Origin of the sequence: Ramlibacter sp. AN1015 (assembly GCF_037726105.1) — a bacterium.
Taxonomy (GTDB): domain Bacteria; phylum Pseudomonadota; class Gammaproteobacteria; order Burkholderiales; family Burkholderiaceae_C; genus Ramlibacter.
This window is the reverse complement of the sequence record NZ_JBBJUM010000013.1, coordinates 96,221-114,750: the sequence shown is the minus strand read 5'-3', so window position 1 is coordinate 114,750 and position 18,530 is coordinate 96,221. Positions and strand designations below refer to the sequence as shown.

Sequence of the window (18,530 nt, the reverse complement as noted above, 5' to 3'; positions counted from 1 at the left end):
GCGAGAGCGACGCCTTCGGCAGGGGCGAGCCCGCACAGCGTCAGGAGCCGCGGACGGGGCGCACCGTCCGCCGGGGACTGCCGACGGCACTCGACGCAGTGTTCCGTCGCGCACTGGCACCGGATCCGCATGACCGGTTTGCGGATGCCGGTGCGCTCTCGGCCGCGCTCCAGGCCGCCTTCGGTCCGCCCCTGTGGGTGCGCGCGCGCATGCGTGCGCTGCCCGCACGTCCCGCGACCAGCGCCGTCGCCGCACTGCGCACTGCGACCGGCGAGCGCTCCGACTGGGTTGAAATGGCTTTCGCCACCGTCTGCCTGGCGGTGCTCGCCTGGACTGCGAACCTGCTGGTGAGCGCACCCGTGCCCGAAATGGCCGGTCTGCGGGCGCAGGCGGTCGTGGTCGAGGAAGAAAGCCGGCGTGCCGGTCGCGAGCAGTCGGGCCGGGTGCAGCAGCCACTGGTGCTCGCCGCCCCCACGCCGGCGCTCGCGCCCGCTGCGCAGCCACCGCGGTCGCCCGTTGCGCTCGAAGTGGCGCCGGCCCCGACGCACCCGGCTGCCGCTGCGCATGCCGATCCGGCGGCTCCGCAGGGTGGCGCTCCAGCAGCGGGCGACATCGACGTGGCCCCCGCGCGCGGTGCGGGCCTGCATGCGCCCAGATCACAGCCGCCCGCGGCGCGCCCGCCGAAAGCGCAGCGCGTTGCAGCGCGTGCGCCGAGGCAGGTGCAGCCCGGGCCGGCCGCACTGCAGTGCCGCCATGAGCTGCAGCTCGCGCGCGAGGTCTGCGCCGTCCTGCGCTGCGCCACGGCGGCGTTTCGCAGCCACCCCGTGTGCGTGCGCATGCACGCCGAGCAGCAGCGCATGCGCGACCAGCTTGCGCAGTCGCACGGGCCGCCCTGACGTCCCGCCTCAGGCTCGCGATCGCGTGCCATCGATCTGCTGCTCGCTTGCGCGGCGCAGCGTGTGGAGAAGAGGGCAGTACGCTGCGGCCTCCGGCAGCTGGCCCGCCGGCGCGCCTTCACCGGTCCGGGGCGATCACCCCCATGCTCTTTCGATTTCTCATCCGACTGCGCGTGGGCATGCGCACCAGCAGCCGGCGAGCCGGCGTCAGCCCAGCCAGGGCGGCGCCAGTGCCAGCAGCGCATAGACGGTGAGGCCGCCGGCGAGCAGGTACGCCAGGCACGGCAGCAGGGTGCGTCGCAGGATCTCGCCCTCGCGGCCGGCGAGCCCTACGGTCGCGGCGCCGGCGACGATGTTGTGCGGGCACACGATGTTGCCGACGGCGGCACCGAAACCCTGCGCCGCCCCGATGGCGAGCGCGGGCAGGCCCAGCGCCTGCGCGGTCTGCGTCTGCAGGGTCGTGAACAGCACATTGGACGCGGTGGCCGAACCCGTGACGAAGCTGCCCAGCGCGCCCACGGCGGGTGCCACCAGCGGCCAGCCCTGGCCCACCCCGCGCACCGCCGCTTCGCGGATGGCGTCGATCATCCCTGCGTGCACCATCAGGCGCGACAGCGCGAGCATCGCCAGCAGCGCCATCGTGACCGGGGCGAGCCGCCGGGCCCCGTCGGCCAGTGCACCGCCGAGCCGCGAGGGCGCCACGCCCTGCAGTACGGCGCCGAGCAGCAGCGCAGCGAACAGCAGGGTGCCCGGGTGCGTGAACGGGACGAAGCGCCCGCTGAAGCGGTCGAGCCAGCGCCATTCCACCGCGAGAGCGCCGAGCGGTGCGGCCACCGTGGGGACGGTGCGGGTCAGCACCACCAGCAGGATCAGCACCGCATACGGCCAGAAGGCCCGCGCGAGGATGCGCGCCGCGCCGACGGCGGGGCGCTCCTGCGGCTCGGCTCCCGGCACTGCGCGCCGCGGCGCCAGGCGCAGCGCCAGTGCGAACAGCGCTGCGCCCAGCACTGCGGCGCCGAGGGTCGCGAGCTCGGGGCCGAGCAGCACCGCGAGCACCAGGCTGGGCACCAGGAAGGCCGCGGCCGCCGCGGCGGGCCAGGCCGCGCCACGTGCGGCGCCGAAGGCGCGATGGAAGCTGAACATCATGATCGCTCCCAGCAGGGCGTGCAGCCCGGCGGTGCGCCAGGCCAGGGCTACCGGATCGAGCCCCGTGAGCGCCGCCTGCGCCAGCACCGGTGTGCCCAGGGCGCCGAAAGACACGCCCACCGCGTGCCCGAGCAGCGCCAGCACCACCGCCTGCACCGGCGCCACGCCCAGCCCCACCAGGATCGGTGCCGTGAGCGCCACCGGCGTGCCGAAGCCTGCCGCGCCTTCCAGGAACAAAGCGAGGAACCAGCCGACCAGCAGCACCTGCTGGTCGGTGCGGCGGGTGAGGCGGCCCAGCCCTACCCGCAGGTCGTCCAGGGCGCCGCAACTGCGCTGGTGGTGATGCAGCGCCAGCGCCGGCCAGAGGATCCAGAGGATGGTGGCCGTGGTGAAGGCCGCCTCGGCCAGCACGCCGGCGAAGGCCTGCGCCGTCTCCCGGGGTGCCGCGCCGCCGAACCCGAAGGCCGTGGGCGCAAGTACCGCGGCCAGTGCGAGGCCGGCCAGCCCCGCGCGGGCGGCCGACCAGCGCGCCACCAGCATCAGCACCAGGATGGCCGCAATGGGCAGTACGGCCAGGGCGGCCGCCGTGCCCGGCATCAGGCGATCCGCTCGACCGATACCGGGTGGTCGGGACGGCCCGTGGCTTCGAATGCGTCCAGGTTGCCCAGGGTGGTCGCGGCGATCGCGCGCAGCGCGTCTTCGGTGAAGAACGCCTGGTGGCCGGTGACCACCACGTTGGGGAAGGTGAGCAGGCGCGCGAACACGTCGTCGCGGATCATGTCGCCCGACAGGTCGCGAAAGAACAGGTCGGCCTCTTCTTCGTAGACGTCCAGTCCGAGGCTTCCGAGCCGTCCCGATTTCAGCGCCGCGATGGCTGCGCGGGTGTCGATCACCGCGCCGCGGCTGGTGTTCACCAGCATCGCCCCCGGCCGCATGCGGGCCAGCGCCCGCGCGTCGATGAGGTGGCGGGTCTGCGGTGTCAAGGGGCAATGCAGGCTCACCACGTCGCTGCGCTCCAGCAGCTCAGCGAGCTCGACGTACTGCACGCCGAGCTGCCGGCACGCCTCGCTGGGCCGCGGGTCGTGTGCGAGCAGGCGGCAACCGAAGCCGGCCATGATGCGCAGGAAGCATTCGCCTATCTTGCCGGTGCCGATCGCGCCCACGGTGCGCCCGTGCAGATCGAACCCCAGCAGCCCTTCCAGCGCGAAGTTGCCCTCGCGCACCCGGCTGTGCGCGCGGTGGATCTTGCGGTTGAGCGTGAGGATGAGCGCCACCGTGTGCTCGGCGACGGCATACGGCGAGTATTCGGGCACCCGTCCCACGGCAATGCCCAGTGCCGCGGCCTCGGCCAGATCGACGTTGTTGAACCCGGCGCAGCGCAGCGCCACCATACGCACCCCCAGCCGCTGCAGTTCGCGCAGTGCCGGCGCATCGAGGCGGTCGTTGACGAAGGCGCACACCGCCTGCGCTCCAGCGGCGGCTGCTGCGGTGGTCGCGTCGAGCCGCGCCTCGATGAAGATCAGCTGGTGGCGACCGCCGGAGTTGGCTTCACCCAGAAAGGTGCGATCGGTGGGGGTGGTGCTGAAAACGGCAACGTGCATGCGGAAGTCTCCAGGGAGGGCAGGGCAGCCGCGCCGCCGGCTGGCGCGGCCCTCGTCGCATGCTACGGCGCGCCGCAGCCTCAGGGGGCTGCCTTCGACCCTCAGCGATACGCGAAAGCGTTTGTTGCACTTCACGAACACACGGCGGGGCTGCGATGCCTAGGATTTGTGTTCCAGGAGCCGATAGCAGGAATCCCATGCGTTACAGCCGTTCCGAATACGCCAAGATGGTGGCGGCGCAGCAGGAGGTCGCACGCGCCGAAGCCGACTACCAGCGCTTTCGCGCTGCCTATCTCGACATCGCCAAGAACGAACCGGGCCACGAGGTGGCGCTGGCCATGGTCGGCGCCGACATGGACCGGGCACATGCCCGCCTGCAGACGCTGATAGGCCTGCCGCGCCTGCCGTTCACCCACGAGCCCAGCACCGTGATCCGCCGCGAGGCGCAGCGCATCTCGGAGGACTCGGAAGAGCGGTCCTGAGCGGCCGTGACTTGATGCGGCGCACTGCGCTGCACGATGGAAGGAATCACGTGATCCCCTACCAGGTCGATCCCAGCCTGCATGCGGCGCCACCGGCGCCCGATCGGCTGGACGACGGCTGCGGCCCACCCGCCGCGCTTTCCGAGGAAGCATCGCACCGGTCGCCGCCGGTGTCGGGCGATGCCGCTGCGGACGACGGCCTCGCCCACCGCAACGGCCACGGCACGAGCGCCTTCTGAGCCGGCGAGCAGGAAAGAATCTGCCATGGCTACCCACCCTGTCGAGCCGGAAGCACCTGAAGAAGGCGGCGCCGAACCGCCGTCGGCGCCGAACACCACACGCCTGCCGATCGAGCCCGAGTTCCTGCCCGACTGGTCGCCGGCGGAACCCGAAGATCCCGGAGCCAAGCCGCAGCTGCCGTGAGCGCAGATGCGCCTGGAGAGGTCGCGGCTGCAGCGTCCCAGTGGAAATACCCCCGGTTCGATGACATGAACGACCACGAACCCAAGGACCGGCGCGACGACACCGGGCGGGCGGCGGACGCGGCAGCGCGCGCTGCAGGGCGGACCCGCCCCGGCAGCGATGCCGGCGACGCTTCGGCGCGGCCCGTGACGCAGCGCCCGCCGGCCGCCGAGGGAGCCTTCGACACCGAGCCCTTGCCGCCCGAGGATCAGTCTGGCGGCTGATCGCCCAGCAGTCCCTGCGCGTCCTCGTCGTGCACAGCGGGTGCGCTGGGCGTTGCCCGCGCCAGAGCCATCCAGATCGGGAAGGGCAGCGGCGCCCGGGGGCGCGCGGGCGGCTGCCGCAGCGCCTCCAGCCGGTCGCCGCGGGCCAGCAGGACACCGCACTCCAGCGGTATTTCGTCCGGCTCGCCGATCGGACGGCCGCGCGCGTCCACCCCGAGCACGTACCAGCAGCTGCCGAGGGCCAGGTAGGCCGCGCGCTTGCCTGGCTGGCGCAGGTCGGCCAGCAGGTCCGAGCGGCGCACCTTGATCTCGTGCACCAGCGGCTCGACGTATTCGGCCACCGTGGTGTGGCGAATGGAGAAAACGTCGGGGCGCGCCATGGTCCAGTCGGCCTCCGGTGCGGGGCGGGCACGCAGGCCGAGCCCGCACCAGGCGATGCGGCCGGCGCGCGCCATCTCCAGCGCGATGCGCCGCACCAGCGCCTCGTGCTCCGAGAGGCGGCCCCGGTGGAGGGCGCGCTCGGCAGCTGCCCGCCGGATGCCGGCATCGGTCAGGCGCAGGCACTCGCGCCCCTGGGAGTCCTGCACGCGCTCGAGCAGGCCGGCAGCCAGCAACTCGAGCTCGATGCCGTCCTGGCAGGGCCAGCCTGCAGAGCGGTAGATGTCGCGCAGCCGCCGCGCGTGCAGCCGCCCGATGGCGCTCGGCGCCTGGTCGTCGTCAACGGGGGGTGCGGTCACAGCGGCCGCGAGTGTAGCCGCGTCACCGCGGCCGACGTGCCGGCCGGGCCCCGTCCGGCACGGCGGGGGCGGGAAACGCCGGCGGCCCGTCGGTGCGGTCCCACGGTCGTTGTCGCGATTGCCCGATCGGACCGGGGCGGGGCCCTCCCACAATCCACATCCATGGAAAACGCCGTATATGCCATCACTGCGCTGCGCTGGCAGGGGCCCGACGAAATTGAGCAGGCCATGATGGGGCTGCTCGACGTCGATCGCATGCAGTGGGACCTGGCGCCGGCCCCCACGCGCACCACGACCGTGATCGATCGCCTGCTCGACGGTGACACCGTCGTGGCCTGGCTGCCGCAGGAAGGCCGCGGCGGGGTCGGCCCCGGACTGCAGGTGGCTCTGTCGCGCAGCGGCCTCGAAACGCTCGCGCTCGAAGACGAGCCGCCCGGCGCTCGCCTGCAAGACCTGCCGCGCTTCTGAGCTGAATCCGTCCTCGCTGGTCCGTGGGCCGCGGCCGGGCCGCTGTCGCCGGCTCGACGGTCGCCGCTGCAACCTTCAGTGCCCGGGCCCGGGCATCCCGCCCCGCGCACGGACCACCCGTCGGACGCGCGACGCACCGGCATCCAGAGCGTCGAGGGAGACATCGGCGACGGGCGAGACATCTGTGGCGCGGCGGCGATTGCGGCAACCGGGCTGGACCCGTGGCAACACCGCAACGCAATCGCGAAATCAGCGTGGCTGTGTATCCCGGCTGAAACGCGGCGACAGGGCTGCTTGCGTAAGCGGACGTGTCGAGAGCGGTGTACACGACACATGCGGTTTCGAAATCAACGTCGCAGACATGCTCTGCCGGAAGCAGGGGGAGCGCCGACAGCGGCGTACGTCTGGCGCCTACAAGTTGCTGCTGTCCCGCTAGCGCACGATTACGTCTTGAAGTCACCCAGGGAGGCCCGTCCATGCGCAATAAAACACCTATTTCCAGCTCAAGGGCGTATCAAACCGTCGCACCGTATGGCACAGCCCCAGCTTGCGCCGCGTCACACACCGACACGTGCTCTTACGGCGCTGCAACGGCTTGCGACACGTGCGCAGCAGCCGTGCGTAAACAGTCGTACATCGCAAGGAGCGCGGCATGAGCGAAGTTCTCTGTGCCCCCGAGTCGCGGGCCGATGCGGCTGCATTCCTGCAGGTCGCCACGCGTGGCGCAACCCTGTCCACGCATGCCGACCTGTGGCGCTGGCTGCGTGACGACGTGCAGGCGCTGCTGCCGCACGACCTGCTGCTGGTCGCCTGGGGCGACTTCACTGCAGGGGACCTGCAGGTGGACCTGGTTTCCAGCCTGCCGGGACTGCGCACCCACGAGTGCGGCGCGGGGCGGCTGCAGCCCTTGGTGAACTACCTGCGGGATTGCTGGATCGCCGCCGGACACGCCGCCTGCCAGCTGGACCTGCATGGCTGCGCCGACCTCTTCGGCGCGCCGGGCCAGGGCTGGGGCCCAGGCCATGCCCTGAGTTTCATGCGCAGCGGCGTGGTGCACGGCACCCGGGATCCGCGCACCGGCTGCGAGCGCATCTTCGCCGCGCTGGCCAACCGGCCGCAACCCGCCGACAGTGCCCCCGGCATGCTGCGCCTGCTCATGCCCTTCATCGACCTGTCCCTTCGCGGCATGCCTTCCACCCCGGCGCGGCAGGCGCGCTTCGACCGCGGTGAGTTCGACGCGCTGGTCGGGCCGCTCGGCACCCTCAGCGAACGCGAACGCCAGATCATGGTGTGGGTCGCCATGGGCAAGACCAACCCGGAAATCGGCTGCATCCTGCGCATCAGCGAGTTCACGGTGAAGAACCACATGAAAAGCATCTTCACCAAGCTCGATGTCACCAACCGCGCGCAGGCGGTGGCCAAGCTCACACGGATGGCCGCGTATGCGTGACGTGCCTTCGCAGCCCCTGCTCGCGCCGACCCCGCCGGTCTCGCTGGGCGTGCCTGCGGCGCCGGAGAGCCGCCTGCTGCGCGCACTGGAAGCGGCGCTCGATCCGCTGATCCTGGTGCTGTCGCTATGGCTGCTGGTGTGGTGGTTCGAAGGGGCGATGTCCACGCCTTGGCTGGTCACGTCGGTCCTTGCGTTCGCACTCGCCTATCCGGGGCGGCCGCGGCTGCGGCTGCCGGCCCGGCGCGTGGTGGCCTCCACGCTGGTCGATTGGTGCTGGATCGCCGGCCTGCTGCTGGTCGCCGGTTTCGCGACCAACCAGCTCCAGGAGCTCTCGCGCAGCGTGGTGCTGCACTGGCTGTGGTTCGCCCCGGCGAGCCAGTTGCTCGCGCACTGGGCGCTGCGGCGCGGCGCGCGCCATCTGGTGCGCCTGGAGGGGCCGCCGATGAAGGCGGTGGTGGTGGGCTTGAACGAGCAGGGGGCCTCCCTCGCCGAGCGCCTGGACGCCGAGCGGGACACCGGCATCGATCTCCTGGGGTACTTCGACGACCGCACCGACAGCCGCCACCACTCCGCCGGGCGCTACACCTATCTGGGACGGCTCGCGGACATCGCGGCCTTCGTGAAGCGCAATCGCGTCCAGCTGATCTACCTGTCGCTGCCCATGGCGTCGCAGCCGCGCATCAAGGAACTGCTCGATGCCCTCAAGGACACCACCGCCTCGGTCTACTTCGTGCCGGACATGTTCGTGACCGACCTGATCCAGGGCCGCACCGACCAGGTCTGCGGCATGCCGGTGATCTCGGTGTGCGACACCCCGTTCCGCGGCCCTGCGGGGCTGCTCAAGCGCGGCAGCGACATCGTGCTGTCCATCCTGATCCTGCTGCTGGTGTCGCCGCTGCTGCTCGGGGTGGCCATCGCGGTGAAGCTCAGCTCGCCCGGGCCCGTGATCTTCCGCCAGCGCCGCTACGGGCTGGACGGCGAGGAGATCGTGGTCTACAAGTTCCGCTCCATGCGCGTGGTGGAGGACGGCGAGAGCATCCGGCAGGCCAGCCGCAACGACGAGCGAGTCACCCCGATCGGCGGCTTCCTGCGCCGCACCTCGATGGACGAGCTGCCCCAGTTCGTCAACGTGCTGCAGGGGCGCATGAGCATCGTCGGACCGCGGCCGCACGCCGTGGCGCACAACGAGTTCTACCGCTCCCTCATCAAAAGCTACATGGTGCGCCACAAGGTCAAGCCCGGCGTCACCGGCTGGGCCCAGGTCAACGGCTTCCGGGGGGAGACCGATTCGCTCGAAAAGATGGAGGGGCGCATCCGCTACGACCTCGATTACCTGCGCAATTGGTCGCTGCGCCTTGACCTGTACATCATCTTCCGTACGATCAAGCTCGTCTTTCGAGACAGCGCGGCGTACTGATGAGCAGATCTAGCCCGAAGGAGCCATTGTTGTGGTGGTGCCAGGTCGCTCAACATACAGACGGGTTGTCGCGGGAACACCCCGGCCCGGGGCGAGGGCAGACGACTCGAAGAAAGAGGAATGAAGTGAAAAAGAACTTGAAACGCAGCGCTTTCGTGCCGGCGGCGTGCCTGTGCATCGCCTGGCCGCTGGCACACGCGCAGAACGCGGAGACGGGGGATACGTTGCAGTTTCGCGTCGGTGCCGCGCTCGAGCGCGACTCCAACGTACTTCGGGCGCCCGACGGACCCTCCGACACCGTCGGAATCCTCACCGCAGGGGCTCGCTACGACAAGCAGTTCAGCCTGCAGCGCGTCGTGCTGGATGCCGAAGTCGCCACCCACCGGCACCAGGACTTCTCCAGCCTGAACTACAACACCCTGAACTACAACGCCGCCTGGAACTTCGCCATCACGCCGCGTTTTCGCGGGGTGTTGAGCGCCACCCAGAATGAATACCGCGACGTCTCGGTCGCCACCACGGGCGTCTCCGAGTCCAACGTGCGCACCGAGCGCATCCAGCTGATCGAGGGCACCTACGCTCCCGGCGGCGGCTTCCTCGCGCAGGCCGGCCTGAGCCACAGCAGCAGCGAAGCCGAGGTGGCCCGCACGCTGGAGTCGAGCCCCAGCGTGCGCAGCCTGCGCCTGGGTACCGGCTACGAGACCGCCCGCGGCAGCTCGGTCATCCTGCAATACCGCCGCGGCGACGGTGAGTACGACAACCTCGCGACCGACTTCAAGGAAAACGAGCTCTCCGTCATCGCCCGCTGGCCCGTCACCGCCAAGACCACCCTCGACGGCAGCATCGGCTACCTGGAACGCGACCACGACGGCAACCCCGCCTTCGACTTCGACGGCCTGGTGGCGAACGTCGGCGTGAACTGGGAGATCACGGGCAAGACCAGCCTGAACGCCGGAATCGAGCGCAACCTCGGAAGCTACGAGGTCGCCAGCGGCGGCTACGTGCGCAGCGTGCGCACCTTCATCCAGCCGATCTGGCGTGCCACCGCAAAGACGGCCGTGCGCCTGCGCTACCAGCGCGAAGACCGCACCTGGGTCACCACCGCTGCCGCGCCCGACTTCAACCGCTCCGACGACGTGAACGCCTTCGGTGTCTTCGTCGATTGGGAGCCGGTGCGCCGCGTGGTGGTGTCCGGTGCGATCCGCACCGAGCGCCGCGATTCCAGCATCGATGCCTTCGACTACCGCGCCACCATCGTGGGAGTGGGAGCGCGTTACACCTTCTAGGCCAGGCGCCTCGCATCGACGGACCGAAGAAGAAAAGCAGTCACACAAGCAACGCTCAGGGAGAAAACCACTATGACCAGACAGCTTCGCCTCCTCCTCTGCGGATTCCTCGCCGCGTGCACCTTCGCCGTCCAGGCGCAGGCGCCGCGGCCGCCCGCGCCTGCCGCGCCCGCGCAGGTGGCGCCGGGGCAGTCGGTCGCGCGCCAGGCACCGCAGCCCGGACCGGAGTACAAGCTCGGCCCCGGCGACGCCATCCGCATCCAGGTGTTCCAGAACCCCGACCTCACCGTCGAGGCCCGGGTGTCCGAGAACGGCACCATCAGCTACCCGCTGATCGGCTCGGTGCAGGTGGGCGGGCTGTCCATCGGACAGGCCGAGCGCCGCATCGCCGACGCTCTCGTCAAGGGGGGCTACCTGAAGTCGCCTCAGGTCAACATGAACCTGCTGCAGGTGCGCGGCAACCAGGTCGCCGTGCTCGGCCAGGTGCAGAAGCCCGGGCGCTTCCCGCTGGAGACCACCAACGTGCGTGCCAGCGAAATGCTCGCGGCCGCCGGCGGCGTGACCCCCGAGGGGGACGACGTGCTGGTCGTCACCGGCAGCCGCAACGGCCAGCAGTTTCGCCGCGTGATCGACATCCCTGCGCTGTTCGCCGGGCTGCGCCCGGAGGACGACGTGCTGCTGCAGGACGGTGACACGCTTTATGTCAGCCGCGCGCCCATGTTCTACATCTACGGCGAGGCACAGCGGCCCGGCCCCTATCGTGTCGAGCGTGGCATGACCGTCATGCAGGCGCTGGCAGCCGGCGGCGGCGTGACGCCGCGTGGCAGCGAAAACCGCCTCAAGCTGCATCGCACCGGCCCCGACGGACGCATCGTCGAGACCACACCACGCCTGACCGACCTGGTGCAGCCGAACGACGTGATCTACGTGCGCGAAAGCCTGTTCTGAGCGCCGCGCGCATCACCGGAAACGTGCCATGAGCCTCCACCAGTTCCTCTCCATCCTGCGGGCCCGCTGGTTCGCAGCGACCTTGATCTTCCTGCTCGTCGTGGGCGCGGCCACGGCCTGGGCGTTGCTGCGCCCGAGCCAGTACACCGCCCGCGCCCCGGTGCTGGTGGACGTCAATGCCTCCGACATCGGCGGCGGCTATGCGCCGGGGATGCTGTCGAGCTACCTGGCCACCCAGATCGACATCGCCCGCAGCGACCGGGTGGCCGAGCGCGTGCTCGAGCAGCTCAAGCCCCAGTTGCTGCCGGAGCTGCGCGAGCCGCTGCGCGCCACCACGCCGCAGGGCCAGCACCGCGAGCTGGTCGAGCGCCTGCAGGAGATGCTCACGGTGCGGCCGGCGCGCGAGAGCAACATCATCAACATCGACTTCACCGCCAGCACGGCGGCCGACGCGGCCCGCGTGGCGAACATGTTCGCGGCGGCCTACACCGACCTCGCGCTGGACCTCAAGACCAACCCGGCCAAGCAGGAGTCCGCCTGGTTCGACGAGCAGGTGCAGTCCGCACGGCGCAAGCTCGAGCAGGCCCAGGCGCGGCTGTCCGACTTCCAGCAGCGCGCCGGCATCGTCGGCGAGGAAATGGCCGACCACGAGATGGCCCGCCTGACCACGCTGGCCACCCAGCTGGCGCAGGTGCAGGCGCAGACCACCGACAGCCTGAGCAAGCGCGGCGCCGGGCGCGACACCGTCGCCGAGGTGATGCAAAGCCCTCTGATCAATGGCCTGAAGGCCGACATCGGCCGGGTCGAGGCGCAACTGCAGCAGGCGAGCGCCACGCTCGGCCCGCGCCATCCGCAGATCCTGCAGCTGCAGGCAGAGCTCGCCTCGCTGCGCAGCCGCCTGGCATCCGAGACCGGCCGCATCAGCACCTCGATCGACACCAGCCTGGAGACCGGGCGCGCCCGTGAGCGCGAGTTGCAGGCGGCGCTGAACGCCCAGCGTTCGCGTGTGCTCTCGCTCAACCGCGAACGCGGCACGCTCGCCCTGCTGCGCCAGGACCTGCAAGCCGCCCAGCAGGCCTACAACCAGGTCAACGACAACGCAGCCAAGGTGCGCCTGACCTCCCTCACCACCATGACCAACCTGCGCCCGCTCGCCCCGGCCGTGGAGCCGGCCGACCCCGTCGGCCTGAGCAAGCGCAACACGGTGGCCATCGCCGCCGGCGCCGGCCTGCTGCTGGCGCTGCTCGGCGCCCTGCTGCTGGAGCTGGTCAACCGCCGCGTGCGCAGCACCGACGACCTCGTCATGGCGACCCAGCTGCCCGTGCTGGCCACCGTTCCCGCGGCGTCCAGCCGCTACACCGCCCTGCCTGCCGCGCGCCAGCGTCTGGCCTATTCCCCCGGGAGCGCATCATGAGCAGCACCAGCCGCGTCGTGGCCATTCCCCGCGAGCACGAGACCGCCCTCGCTCTGCCGCGCGACACCGCGCTGCCGATGGGCGCCCTGCTGGTCGATAGCGGTCGCCTGAGCTTCGAGGACGCCGAGCGCATCCACGACTACCAGGAGCGCAGCGGCCAGCTCTATGGCGAAGCCGGCATCGAGATGGGCCTGCTCACCGCGCAGGACGTGCGACTGGCGCTCGCCCTGCAGTTCGGACACATCGCCTTGCCGCGCGAGTCGGGCCTGAGCAGCGAACTCATCGCGGCCTGGCAACCCGACAGCCCGGCGGTGGAGCACCTGCGCTCGCTGCGCAGCCAGTTGCTGCTGCGCTGGTTCGAGAGCGATGCCCGCCACACGGCACTCGCGGTCGTCAGCCCCCACAAAGGCGAGGGCCGCAGCTACATCACTGCCAACCTGGCGGTGCTGTTCTCGCAGCTGGGCAAGCGCACGCTGCTGATCGACGCCGACCTGCGCCATCCGCGCCAGCACCGCATCTTCGGCATCCAGGGGCGCATCGGCCTGTCTGCGCTGCTGGCCGGGCGCAGCGGCCCGGAGGCGGTGGTGGATATCGCGGGCGTGCCCTCGCTCGCCGTGCTGCCGGCGGGCATCTGCCCGCCCAACCCGCAGGAGCTGCTGGCACGCGAGGGCCTCAGTCGCCTCATGAATTCGCTGCGGGCCAGTTTCGAGGTGATCCTGATCGACACGCCGGCCGCGAGCGGCTGCGCCGATGCGGCCACCGTCGCCGCACGTGCCGGCGCGGCCCTCATCGTGGCCTGCCGCGACACCAGCAGCATGCCGTCGGTCACGGCGCTGAGCGACGATCTGCGCGAATACGGCGTGGCCGTGGTCGGTGCCGTTCTCAACGGGGCCGGGCGCTCATGAGGCTTGCGGCCGCTCCCCCGGGCGACTGGTTGCCGCGCTGGCACCAGATGGTGTGCTCGCTCGTGCGCGTGCACACGCCCCAGGGCGAGCGCCAGCTGCTCGACTGGCTGACCCAGCCCGAGGAATCGGTGGTGGTCGCCTTCGTCAACGCGCACGCCATGAACTCGGCGGCCACCAGCGCCCACTTCTTCGAGGCGCTGATGTCCGCCGACGTGGTGCTGCGCGACGGCATCGGCATGGCCATGCTGATGCGACTGCTCAACCAGCGCCCGGGGCTGAACCTCAACGGCACCGACCTGATTCCCAAGATCATGGCGCGTTACGCCGGCAGTCCGATCGCCCTGTTCGGCACCCAGGAGCCCTGGCTCTCGCGCGCCAAGCGGGCCGCCCTCGGGCGCTTCGCCAAGGGATCCACCTGCGTGACGGCACACGGCTTCCACGACACCGCCACCTACGTGCGGCTGGCGGCCTTGCACCGCCCGCGCCTGATCGTGCTCGGCATGGGCATGCCCCGGCAGGAGGAGGTGGCCGTGGTGCTGCGCGCGGCGCTGGGGTATCCCTGCGTCATCGTCTGCGGCGGGGCCATCATCGACTTCCTCGGCGACAAGACCCCGCGCGCGCCGCGCTGGATGCGCCAGACGGGGCTCGAGTGGCTCTACCGCCTCAGCCGGGAACCGCGCCGCCTGTTCGAGCGCTATGTGCTGGGCAACCCGATCTTCATCGGCCGCTCGCTGCGGCTGGCGGCGCACAGCATGCGCCAGCTGAACAAGCCGCGCGAAACGATGGCCTGACAGGCGGTCGCGCGGCGGCTGCCGTGGCCGCTGCGACGCCCGCGCTGCGACTCCCGCCCGCACCGACCGCGCCGCATTTCCTCCATCGCGCCGCCGCAGGCGCTGCGTGCGCGCGTTGCGCCACAGCGCCTGCGTGCACACCGCACCGCGTTGGTGACGGCGGCTTCGCTGCACATCACGGGGCCGAACCCGTCGTACACGATAGGGGGAGGGGCCGGGGCGCAGAGGGCCGTCGAGCCCCGATCAGGCTGCGACGACGAGGCGAGACGACCAGAGCAGCCATTCCTCGGACCTGCGCCAGGGGGCGGCCCTACGCCGGCCAGCCGGCCCGGCGCACAAGCGCACCTTCACGCAGTCGCAGGGCCTCAGGAGCCTTCGCGCTGCGATGCCGCCTGCTGCGCCGCCGGCCAGCGCGAGGGTGCCTGCCGGCTCTCCCGCGCCCAGCGCGCGCACTGCTGCACGGACTTGGCGTAGGGGGTCCACGCCAGACCGAGTTCGCGGCCGGCGGCCGTGGAATCGAGCTTCAGGTGCCGATGCCACAGTCCCAGCAGGCCGGGCGTGATCGGGTGGGGCAGGCGCGCAGCCCGTTGCCCTCCCAGGCGTGCAAGCAGCTTGCGTCCGACATGCAGCGGCGGCCCGGCGAGGAAGGCGTCCATCTGCAGCTGCCGCAGCCGCACGTGCCGCAGCGGGGTCGCGCCGGTCGCGAGCGCCAGGTCGGCGAAGTAGGTGTTCCAGCGCGGGCTGTCGGGCGCCGCCAGGTTGTAGCTGCGCCGGCTGCCCGGGTGTTCGTCCGCCTGCAGCGACAGCAGCACGGCCTGGCACACGTCATCGACATGCACGAGGTTGGACCAGCCGTCGCCGGCCGGCCCCAGGTCGCCGAGGCGCCCTGCGGCGAGCCATTGGGCGATCCGCTCGACCCACAGCGTGCTGCCGGGGCCGAACACGCAACCCGGGCGCAGGACCGTGACGCTGCAGCCGTCGTCGGCCAGCGTCGCCAGCGCGGCCTCGGCCTCGATCTTGGACTGGCCATACCAGCCGAGGGAGGCGTCGAGCGGCGCCTGCTCGTCCAGCACGCCTTCGCGCGCGCCGTAGACCGACATGGTGCTGAAGTGCACGACGCGGCGGCAGCCGGCTGCGCGTGCCGCTCGGGCCAGCACGCGGGCGCCCTGGGCGATGGCCGGGCCGCTGCCGGCCACGCAGTTGACCACCGCGTCCGCCTCGCGCAGCGCGGCGCTCAACGCGGCTTCGTCGCGGGTGTCCAGCTTGAGGGCGCGGTCTGTGCCGCGGGAGGACGCGGCGATCGGCGTCGCCCAGCCGGAAGCCTGCAGCAGCGCGCACAGGCGCGCTCCGATGTAGCCGGTGCCGCCCAGGACCAGCACCCGCATCGTCATGCCGCGATCTCCAGGGGCGGCGCGCTTCGGGTCTGCAGGCGCTGGCCCAAGTGCGCTCCGAGGCGCAGCGAGAGCGCGATGAGCGTGAGGGTGGGGTTGGCCTGGCTGGAGGTCGGAAAGGCGGCGCTGCCGGCCACGTAGAGGTTGTCCACCGAGTGGACCTTGCAGTCGCGGTCGAGCACGCTGGTGCGCGGATCGCTCCCCATGCGGGTGGTGCCGATGTGATGGCCGCCATAGGCACCGTAGCGCAGCAGGTCCCGCTCCAGCGTGTCGCGCTGGAAGCTGAAGCGGCCGACACCGCTGCGTGCGACTTCGGCGGCGACCAGCTCCAGCGTGCGGGCCAGCGAATCGATGTCCTGCGCGCAGTAGCGCCAATCGACGCGGATGCGCGGCATGCCGAGCGCGTCCACGCCCTGGCCCAGCGTCACGCGGCTGTGCGCCAGCGGCACCTGCTCGCCCTGCAGCTCGAGGCTGAAGCGGTTGATGCGGTTGCGCAGGATCACCGAGGGAAACTTGCGCTGCGCCAGGGTGCGATGGCGCAGCCAGTGGCCCAGGAAGGCGGCGGTGTCGAGCGGGTCGGTGGCCACGTTCAGCAGGTGGCGCGCGTACAGGCCGGCGGTGGGCGCGGGCCCGTCGTGCAGGCGCTTGCCGTATTCGTAGCTGATGAAGTGGCGCGCCAGGAACAGGCCCGAGAGCACGCCGTTGCGGTGGGTCGGGTCGGTGATGCGCGGGAAATGCAGGCGTGCCACCGCGTTGAGCAGTCCGTCGCGTTTCTGGCGCGAGGCCGCGATGGTCAGGCGGCGCCGGCAGTACACGCCGTCGGGTGCCACCTCGTAGCCGTGCCGCACGTCCGACGGCGGGCCCTGCACGGTGAGAGTGCCGACGTTGCCCGCGATGTGGCACATGTAGTAGCGGCCCACCACGTCGTGCTCGTTGCCCACGCCTTGCGGCGCCACGTCGTTCGAGGCGAGCAGCAGGCGTGGCGTCTCCAGCCCGCCCATGGCCAGCACGGTGGCGCGCGCCTTCACCTGGAAGCGGCGCCCCTCCAGGCTGGAGACGTCGAGGTGGCGCACCGAGCCGCCCTCGGGGGCGAGGCGCAGCGCGGTGCACACGGCGCCCTGCAGCACGCGCACGCGCGGTGCGAGCTCCAGGCGGCGCAGGTAGCGCCGGCCGAAGTGGGTGGGACAGGAAAAGCGTTCGAGGCCGGTGGTGCGCACGACCTCGCTGGAGAAGCCGGCGATCATCGGCGGCAGGTCGGGAAAGGCCTCGCGCGCGTCGTAGGCGTAGCGGCCCGCCTCGGCCAGCGCATTGGCCGCCACGTAGTGCGGCAGGAGCTCTTCATACGAGAGCGGCCAGCCGCTTTCGGGCACCCAGGGCCGACGCTCGAAGTCGATCGGGTCATAGGGCATGCAGCGACCGCCCCAGATCGCGCTGGAGCCACCCAGGCCACGCTGGCGGTAGCGATGCGGCGGGCTGTGCAGGGCTTCGTCGCCCACCTCGCCTTCGTAGAGCGCCTGGGCCGCGCGGTCCTGCGGCTTGCGCCCGGCCTCCAGCAACAGCACCGACAGGCCGGTGTCGGCGAGCGACAGCGCCACCGAGATGCCGGCCGGCCCGCCGCCCACGATGCAGACGTCGGCCTCGAGCACGCTGCCCGGCGCGACCGCGTTGGCGTCGCCGATCATGGCTGCTCCCGCACCGCTTGCGCGGCGGTCTCGCGGGGCGTGTGCAGCGGCTCGGCGCTGCCCTCCGCGACGGCCGACGCAGGGGCGCCCGCGATGCCGAAGTGACGCCGGTGGATGCGCGCGATGTTTTCGTAGAAGCGGGTGAGCGAGAACTGCTGGCGGTACAGCGCCTGTCCGTTGTGTTCCAGCGTGCGGCGCAGCCGCTCGTCGCCCAGCACGCGCGCCAGGCCGTCGGCGATGCTCGCGGCGTCGCCGGCCTGCACGAAGCAGGCGTTGTGGCCGTCGGTCAGGACGTGCGGGATCTCGCCCACCGGCGTGCAGACGACCGCCACGCCCTGCGCCAGGGCTTCCAGGATCGCCAGCGGCAGGCCTTCGTCGTACGAGGGCAGCACCAGCACGTCGGCCTGCGACAGCAGCTGCGCGAGCGTGGAGGCGTCGGCCCAGCCCGCGAAGTGCACGTGCTCGGCCAGGCCCATCCGCGCGGCCATCGCCCGGTACCCCTCGACGTCGCCGCCGCCGGCGAACGTGGCCTCGAACGGAATGCCTTCCATGCGCGGCTGCGCCAGCGCGCGCAGCAGGTCCGACACGCCCTTGCGCTCGGACAGGTTGCCCACGAACAGGATGCGCCGCCCCGCGCCCGGCGCGCGCCGCGGCAGCGTCGGTGCCGGCACGCCGTTGATCACCACCTCGACGCGCTCGGGCGGCACGCCCAGGTCGCGGGTGACGAAATCGGCCGAAGCCTGGCCCAGCACGATGCAGGTGCGGGGCAGCGAGAACACCCAGCGCACCAGCGCGCGGCCCCAGGCCGGGAAGTCCGGGTAAGCGCGGTGCAGCTGCGCGGCGTGCAGGTGCAGCACCACCGGCACGCCGAGCGCCTTGCAGGCCACCACGATGGCGCTCTTGCGCACCAGGCTGAGCCGCTCGGCCATGTTCACGTGCACGCCGGCCAACCGGCCGCCCAGGCGACCGCGCACCAGCCGCGCGAGCGCCTGGGCCAGCACCAGCATGGAGGCCGCGGCGCTTCCCGCACCGCGGGTGTCGAGCGGGCGCAGCGCGGCGCTGCGTTCGTCGGCGCCGGCGCCCTGCGCCTGGATCAGGTAGTCCGCCACCTTGTACATGCCGCCGCCCACGGGCGTCCACGGACAGGCGATGTAGATGGTGCGGCGGTGCGGCTGCGCGGGCACGGCCGCGGGGCGTTCGAGGGTGTCTTCGATCGGGCGGTGGGGCATA

The 18,530-nt window shown here is 71.6% G+C and carries 18 protein-coding genes and 1 pseudogene; 13 read left to right on the top strand and 6 right to left on the bottom strand.

Annotated elements, in window-relative coordinates; genetic code table 11:
• A pseudogene (locus WG922_RS18475) lies at nucleotides 1-896 on the top strand (hypothetical protein); the annotation flags it as partial.
• A gap of 207 nt (nucleotides 897-1,103) precedes the next feature.
• Here the strand turns inward: WG922_RS18475 and WG922_RS18470 are convergent.
• Nucleotides 1,104-2,639 carry an L-lactate permease gene (locus WG922_RS18470; RefSeq protein WP_340284303.1) on the bottom strand — a complete coding sequence of 512 codons (1,536 nt, stop codon included), beginning with the start codon at nucleotides 2,637-2,639 and terminating at the stop codon, nucleotides 1,104-1,106.
• Nucleotides 2,639-3,643, bottom strand: coding sequence for a 2-hydroxyacid dehydrogenase (locus tag WG922_RS18465; RefSeq protein ID WP_340284302.1), 1,005 nt, complete (start codon nucleotides 3,641-3,643; stop codon nucleotides 2,639-2,641). The genes WG922_RS18470 and WG922_RS18465 overlap by 1 nt, the downstream gene beginning before the upstream one ends.
• A gap of 197 nt (nucleotides 3,644-3,840) precedes the next feature.
• On the opposite strand from WG922_RS18465, the gene WG922_RS18460 reads away from it, so the two are divergent.
• From WG922_RS18460 to WG922_RS18445, 4 genes are all read left to right on the top strand, one after another.
• Nucleotides 3,841-4,125 carry a hypothetical protein gene (locus WG922_RS18460; RefSeq protein ID WP_340284301.1) on the top strand — a complete coding sequence of 95 codons (285 nt, stop codon included), beginning with the start codon at nucleotides 3,841-3,843 and terminating at the stop codon, nucleotides 4,123-4,125.
• Nucleotides 4,126-4,175: 50 nt separating this feature from the next.
• A complete protein-coding gene (locus tag WG922_RS18455; RefSeq protein WP_340284300.1) occupies nucleotides 4,176-4,364 on the top strand; it encodes a hypothetical protein in 189 nt (62 codons plus the stop codon).
• A gap of 25 nt (nucleotides 4,365-4,389) precedes the next feature.
• Nucleotides 4,390-4,548 carry a stereocilin gene (locus WG922_RS18450; protein ID WP_340284299.1) on the top strand — a complete coding sequence of 53 codons (159 nt, stop codon included), beginning with the start codon at nucleotides 4,390-4,392 and terminating at the stop codon, nucleotides 4,546-4,548.
• Nucleotides 4,549-4,613: 65 nt separating this feature from the next.
• Nucleotides 4,614-4,811, top strand: a complete 198-nt coding sequence (locus WG922_RS18445) for a hypothetical protein (protein WP_340284298.1) — start codon at nucleotides 4,614-4,616, stop codon at nucleotides 4,809-4,811.
• Here the strand turns inward: WG922_RS18445 and WG922_RS18440 are convergent.
• On the bottom strand, nucleotides 4,796-5,548 hold the full coding sequence (locus tag WG922_RS18440) for a hypothetical protein (RefSeq protein WP_340284297.1): 753 nt from the start codon (nucleotides 5,546-5,548) through the stop codon (nucleotides 4,796-4,798). The genes WG922_RS18445 and WG922_RS18440 overlap by 16 nt on opposite strands.
• A 162-nt stretch (nucleotides 5,549-5,710) precedes the next feature.
• Between WG922_RS18440 and WG922_RS18435 the strand changes: the two genes are divergently transcribed.
• The 8 genes from WG922_RS18435 to WG922_RS18400 all read left to right on the top strand — a co-directional run bounded on the left by WG922_RS18435 (nucleotide 5,711) and on the right by WG922_RS18400 (nucleotide 14,227).
• Nucleotides 5,711-6,016 (top strand): hypothetical protein, encoded by a 306-nt coding sequence (locus WG922_RS18435; RefSeq protein WP_340284296.1) that lies wholly within the window; start codon nucleotides 5,711-5,713, stop codon nucleotides 6,014-6,016.
• A 652-nt stretch (nucleotides 6,017-6,668) separates the two neighbouring features.
• Nucleotides 6,669-7,466, top strand: coding sequence for an XrtB/PEP-CTERM-associated transcriptional regulator EpsA (gene epsA, locus WG922_RS18430; protein WP_340284295.1), 798 nt, complete (start codon nucleotides 6,669-6,671; stop codon nucleotides 7,464-7,466).
• On the top strand, nucleotides 7,459-8,883 hold the full coding sequence (locus WG922_RS18425; RefSeq protein ID WP_340284294.1) for an undecaprenyl-phosphate glucose phosphotransferase: 1,425 nt from the start codon (nucleotides 7,459-7,461) through the stop codon (nucleotides 8,881-8,883). The genes epsA and WG922_RS18425 overlap by 8 nt, the downstream gene beginning before the upstream one ends.
• Nucleotides 8,884-9,008: 125 nt before the next feature.
• Complete coding sequence (epsL, locus tag WG922_RS18420) at nucleotides 9,009-10,169, top strand: XrtB/PEP-CTERM-associated polysaccharide biosynthesis outer membrane protein EpsL (protein WP_340284293.1); 1,161 nt, start codon at nucleotides 9,009-9,011, stop codon at nucleotides 10,167-10,169.
• A 72-nt stretch (nucleotides 10,170-10,241) separates the two neighbouring features.
• Nucleotides 10,242-11,117: a polysaccharide export protein EpsE gene (gene epsE, locus WG922_RS18415; RefSeq protein WP_340284292.1), complete on the top strand. Its 876-nt coding sequence runs from the start codon at nucleotides 10,242-10,244 to the stop codon at nucleotides 11,115-11,117.
• A 28-nt stretch (nucleotides 11,118-11,145) separates the two neighbouring features.
• Complete coding sequence (locus tag WG922_RS18410; RefSeq protein ID WP_340284291.1) at nucleotides 11,146-12,531, top strand: GumC family protein; 1,386 nt, start codon at nucleotides 11,146-11,148, stop codon at nucleotides 12,529-12,531.
• Nucleotides 12,528-13,436 carry a chain length determinant protein tyrosine kinase EpsG gene (gene epsG / locus WG922_RS18405; protein WP_340284290.1) on the top strand — a complete coding sequence of 303 codons (909 nt, stop codon included), beginning with the start codon at nucleotides 12,528-12,530 and terminating at the stop codon, nucleotides 13,434-13,436. Before WG922_RS18410 ends, epsG begins: the two co-directional genes overlap by 4 nt.
• Nucleotides 13,433-14,227, top strand: coding sequence for a WecB/TagA/CpsF family glycosyltransferase (locus tag WG922_RS18400; RefSeq protein WP_340284289.1), 795 nt, complete (start codon nucleotides 13,433-13,435; stop codon nucleotides 14,225-14,227). The genes epsG and WG922_RS18400 overlap by 4 nt, the downstream gene beginning before the upstream one ends.
• 365 nt (nucleotides 14,228-14,592) lie before the next feature.
• Here the strand turns inward: WG922_RS18400 and WG922_RS18395 are convergent, their stop codons facing one another.
• From WG922_RS18395 to WG922_RS18385, 3 genes are read right to left on the bottom strand one after another with little or no spacing between them, the layout of a single operon-like run.
• Entirely contained in the window at nucleotides 14,593-15,618 is a 1,026-nt protein-coding gene (locus WG922_RS18395) for an NAD-dependent epimerase/dehydratase family protein (protein WP_340284288.1), read from the bottom strand.
• The gene (locus WG922_RS18390; protein ID WP_340284287.1) at nucleotides 15,615-17,300 is read right to left on the bottom strand and encodes a GMC family oxidoreductase; all 1,686 of its coding nucleotides are present in this window, start codon (nucleotides 17,298-17,300) and stop codon (nucleotides 15,615-15,617) included. The genes WG922_RS18395 and WG922_RS18390 overlap by 4 nt, the downstream gene beginning before the upstream one ends.
• The gene (locus WG922_RS18385) at nucleotides 17,297-18,529 is read right to left on the bottom strand and encodes a glycosyltransferase family 4 protein (protein WP_340284285.1); all 1,233 of its coding nucleotides are present in this window, start codon (nucleotides 18,527-18,529) and stop codon (nucleotides 17,297-17,299) included. Before WG922_RS18385 ends, WG922_RS18390 begins: the two co-directional genes overlap by 4 nt.
• Nucleotide 18,530 lies beyond the last annotated feature (1 nt).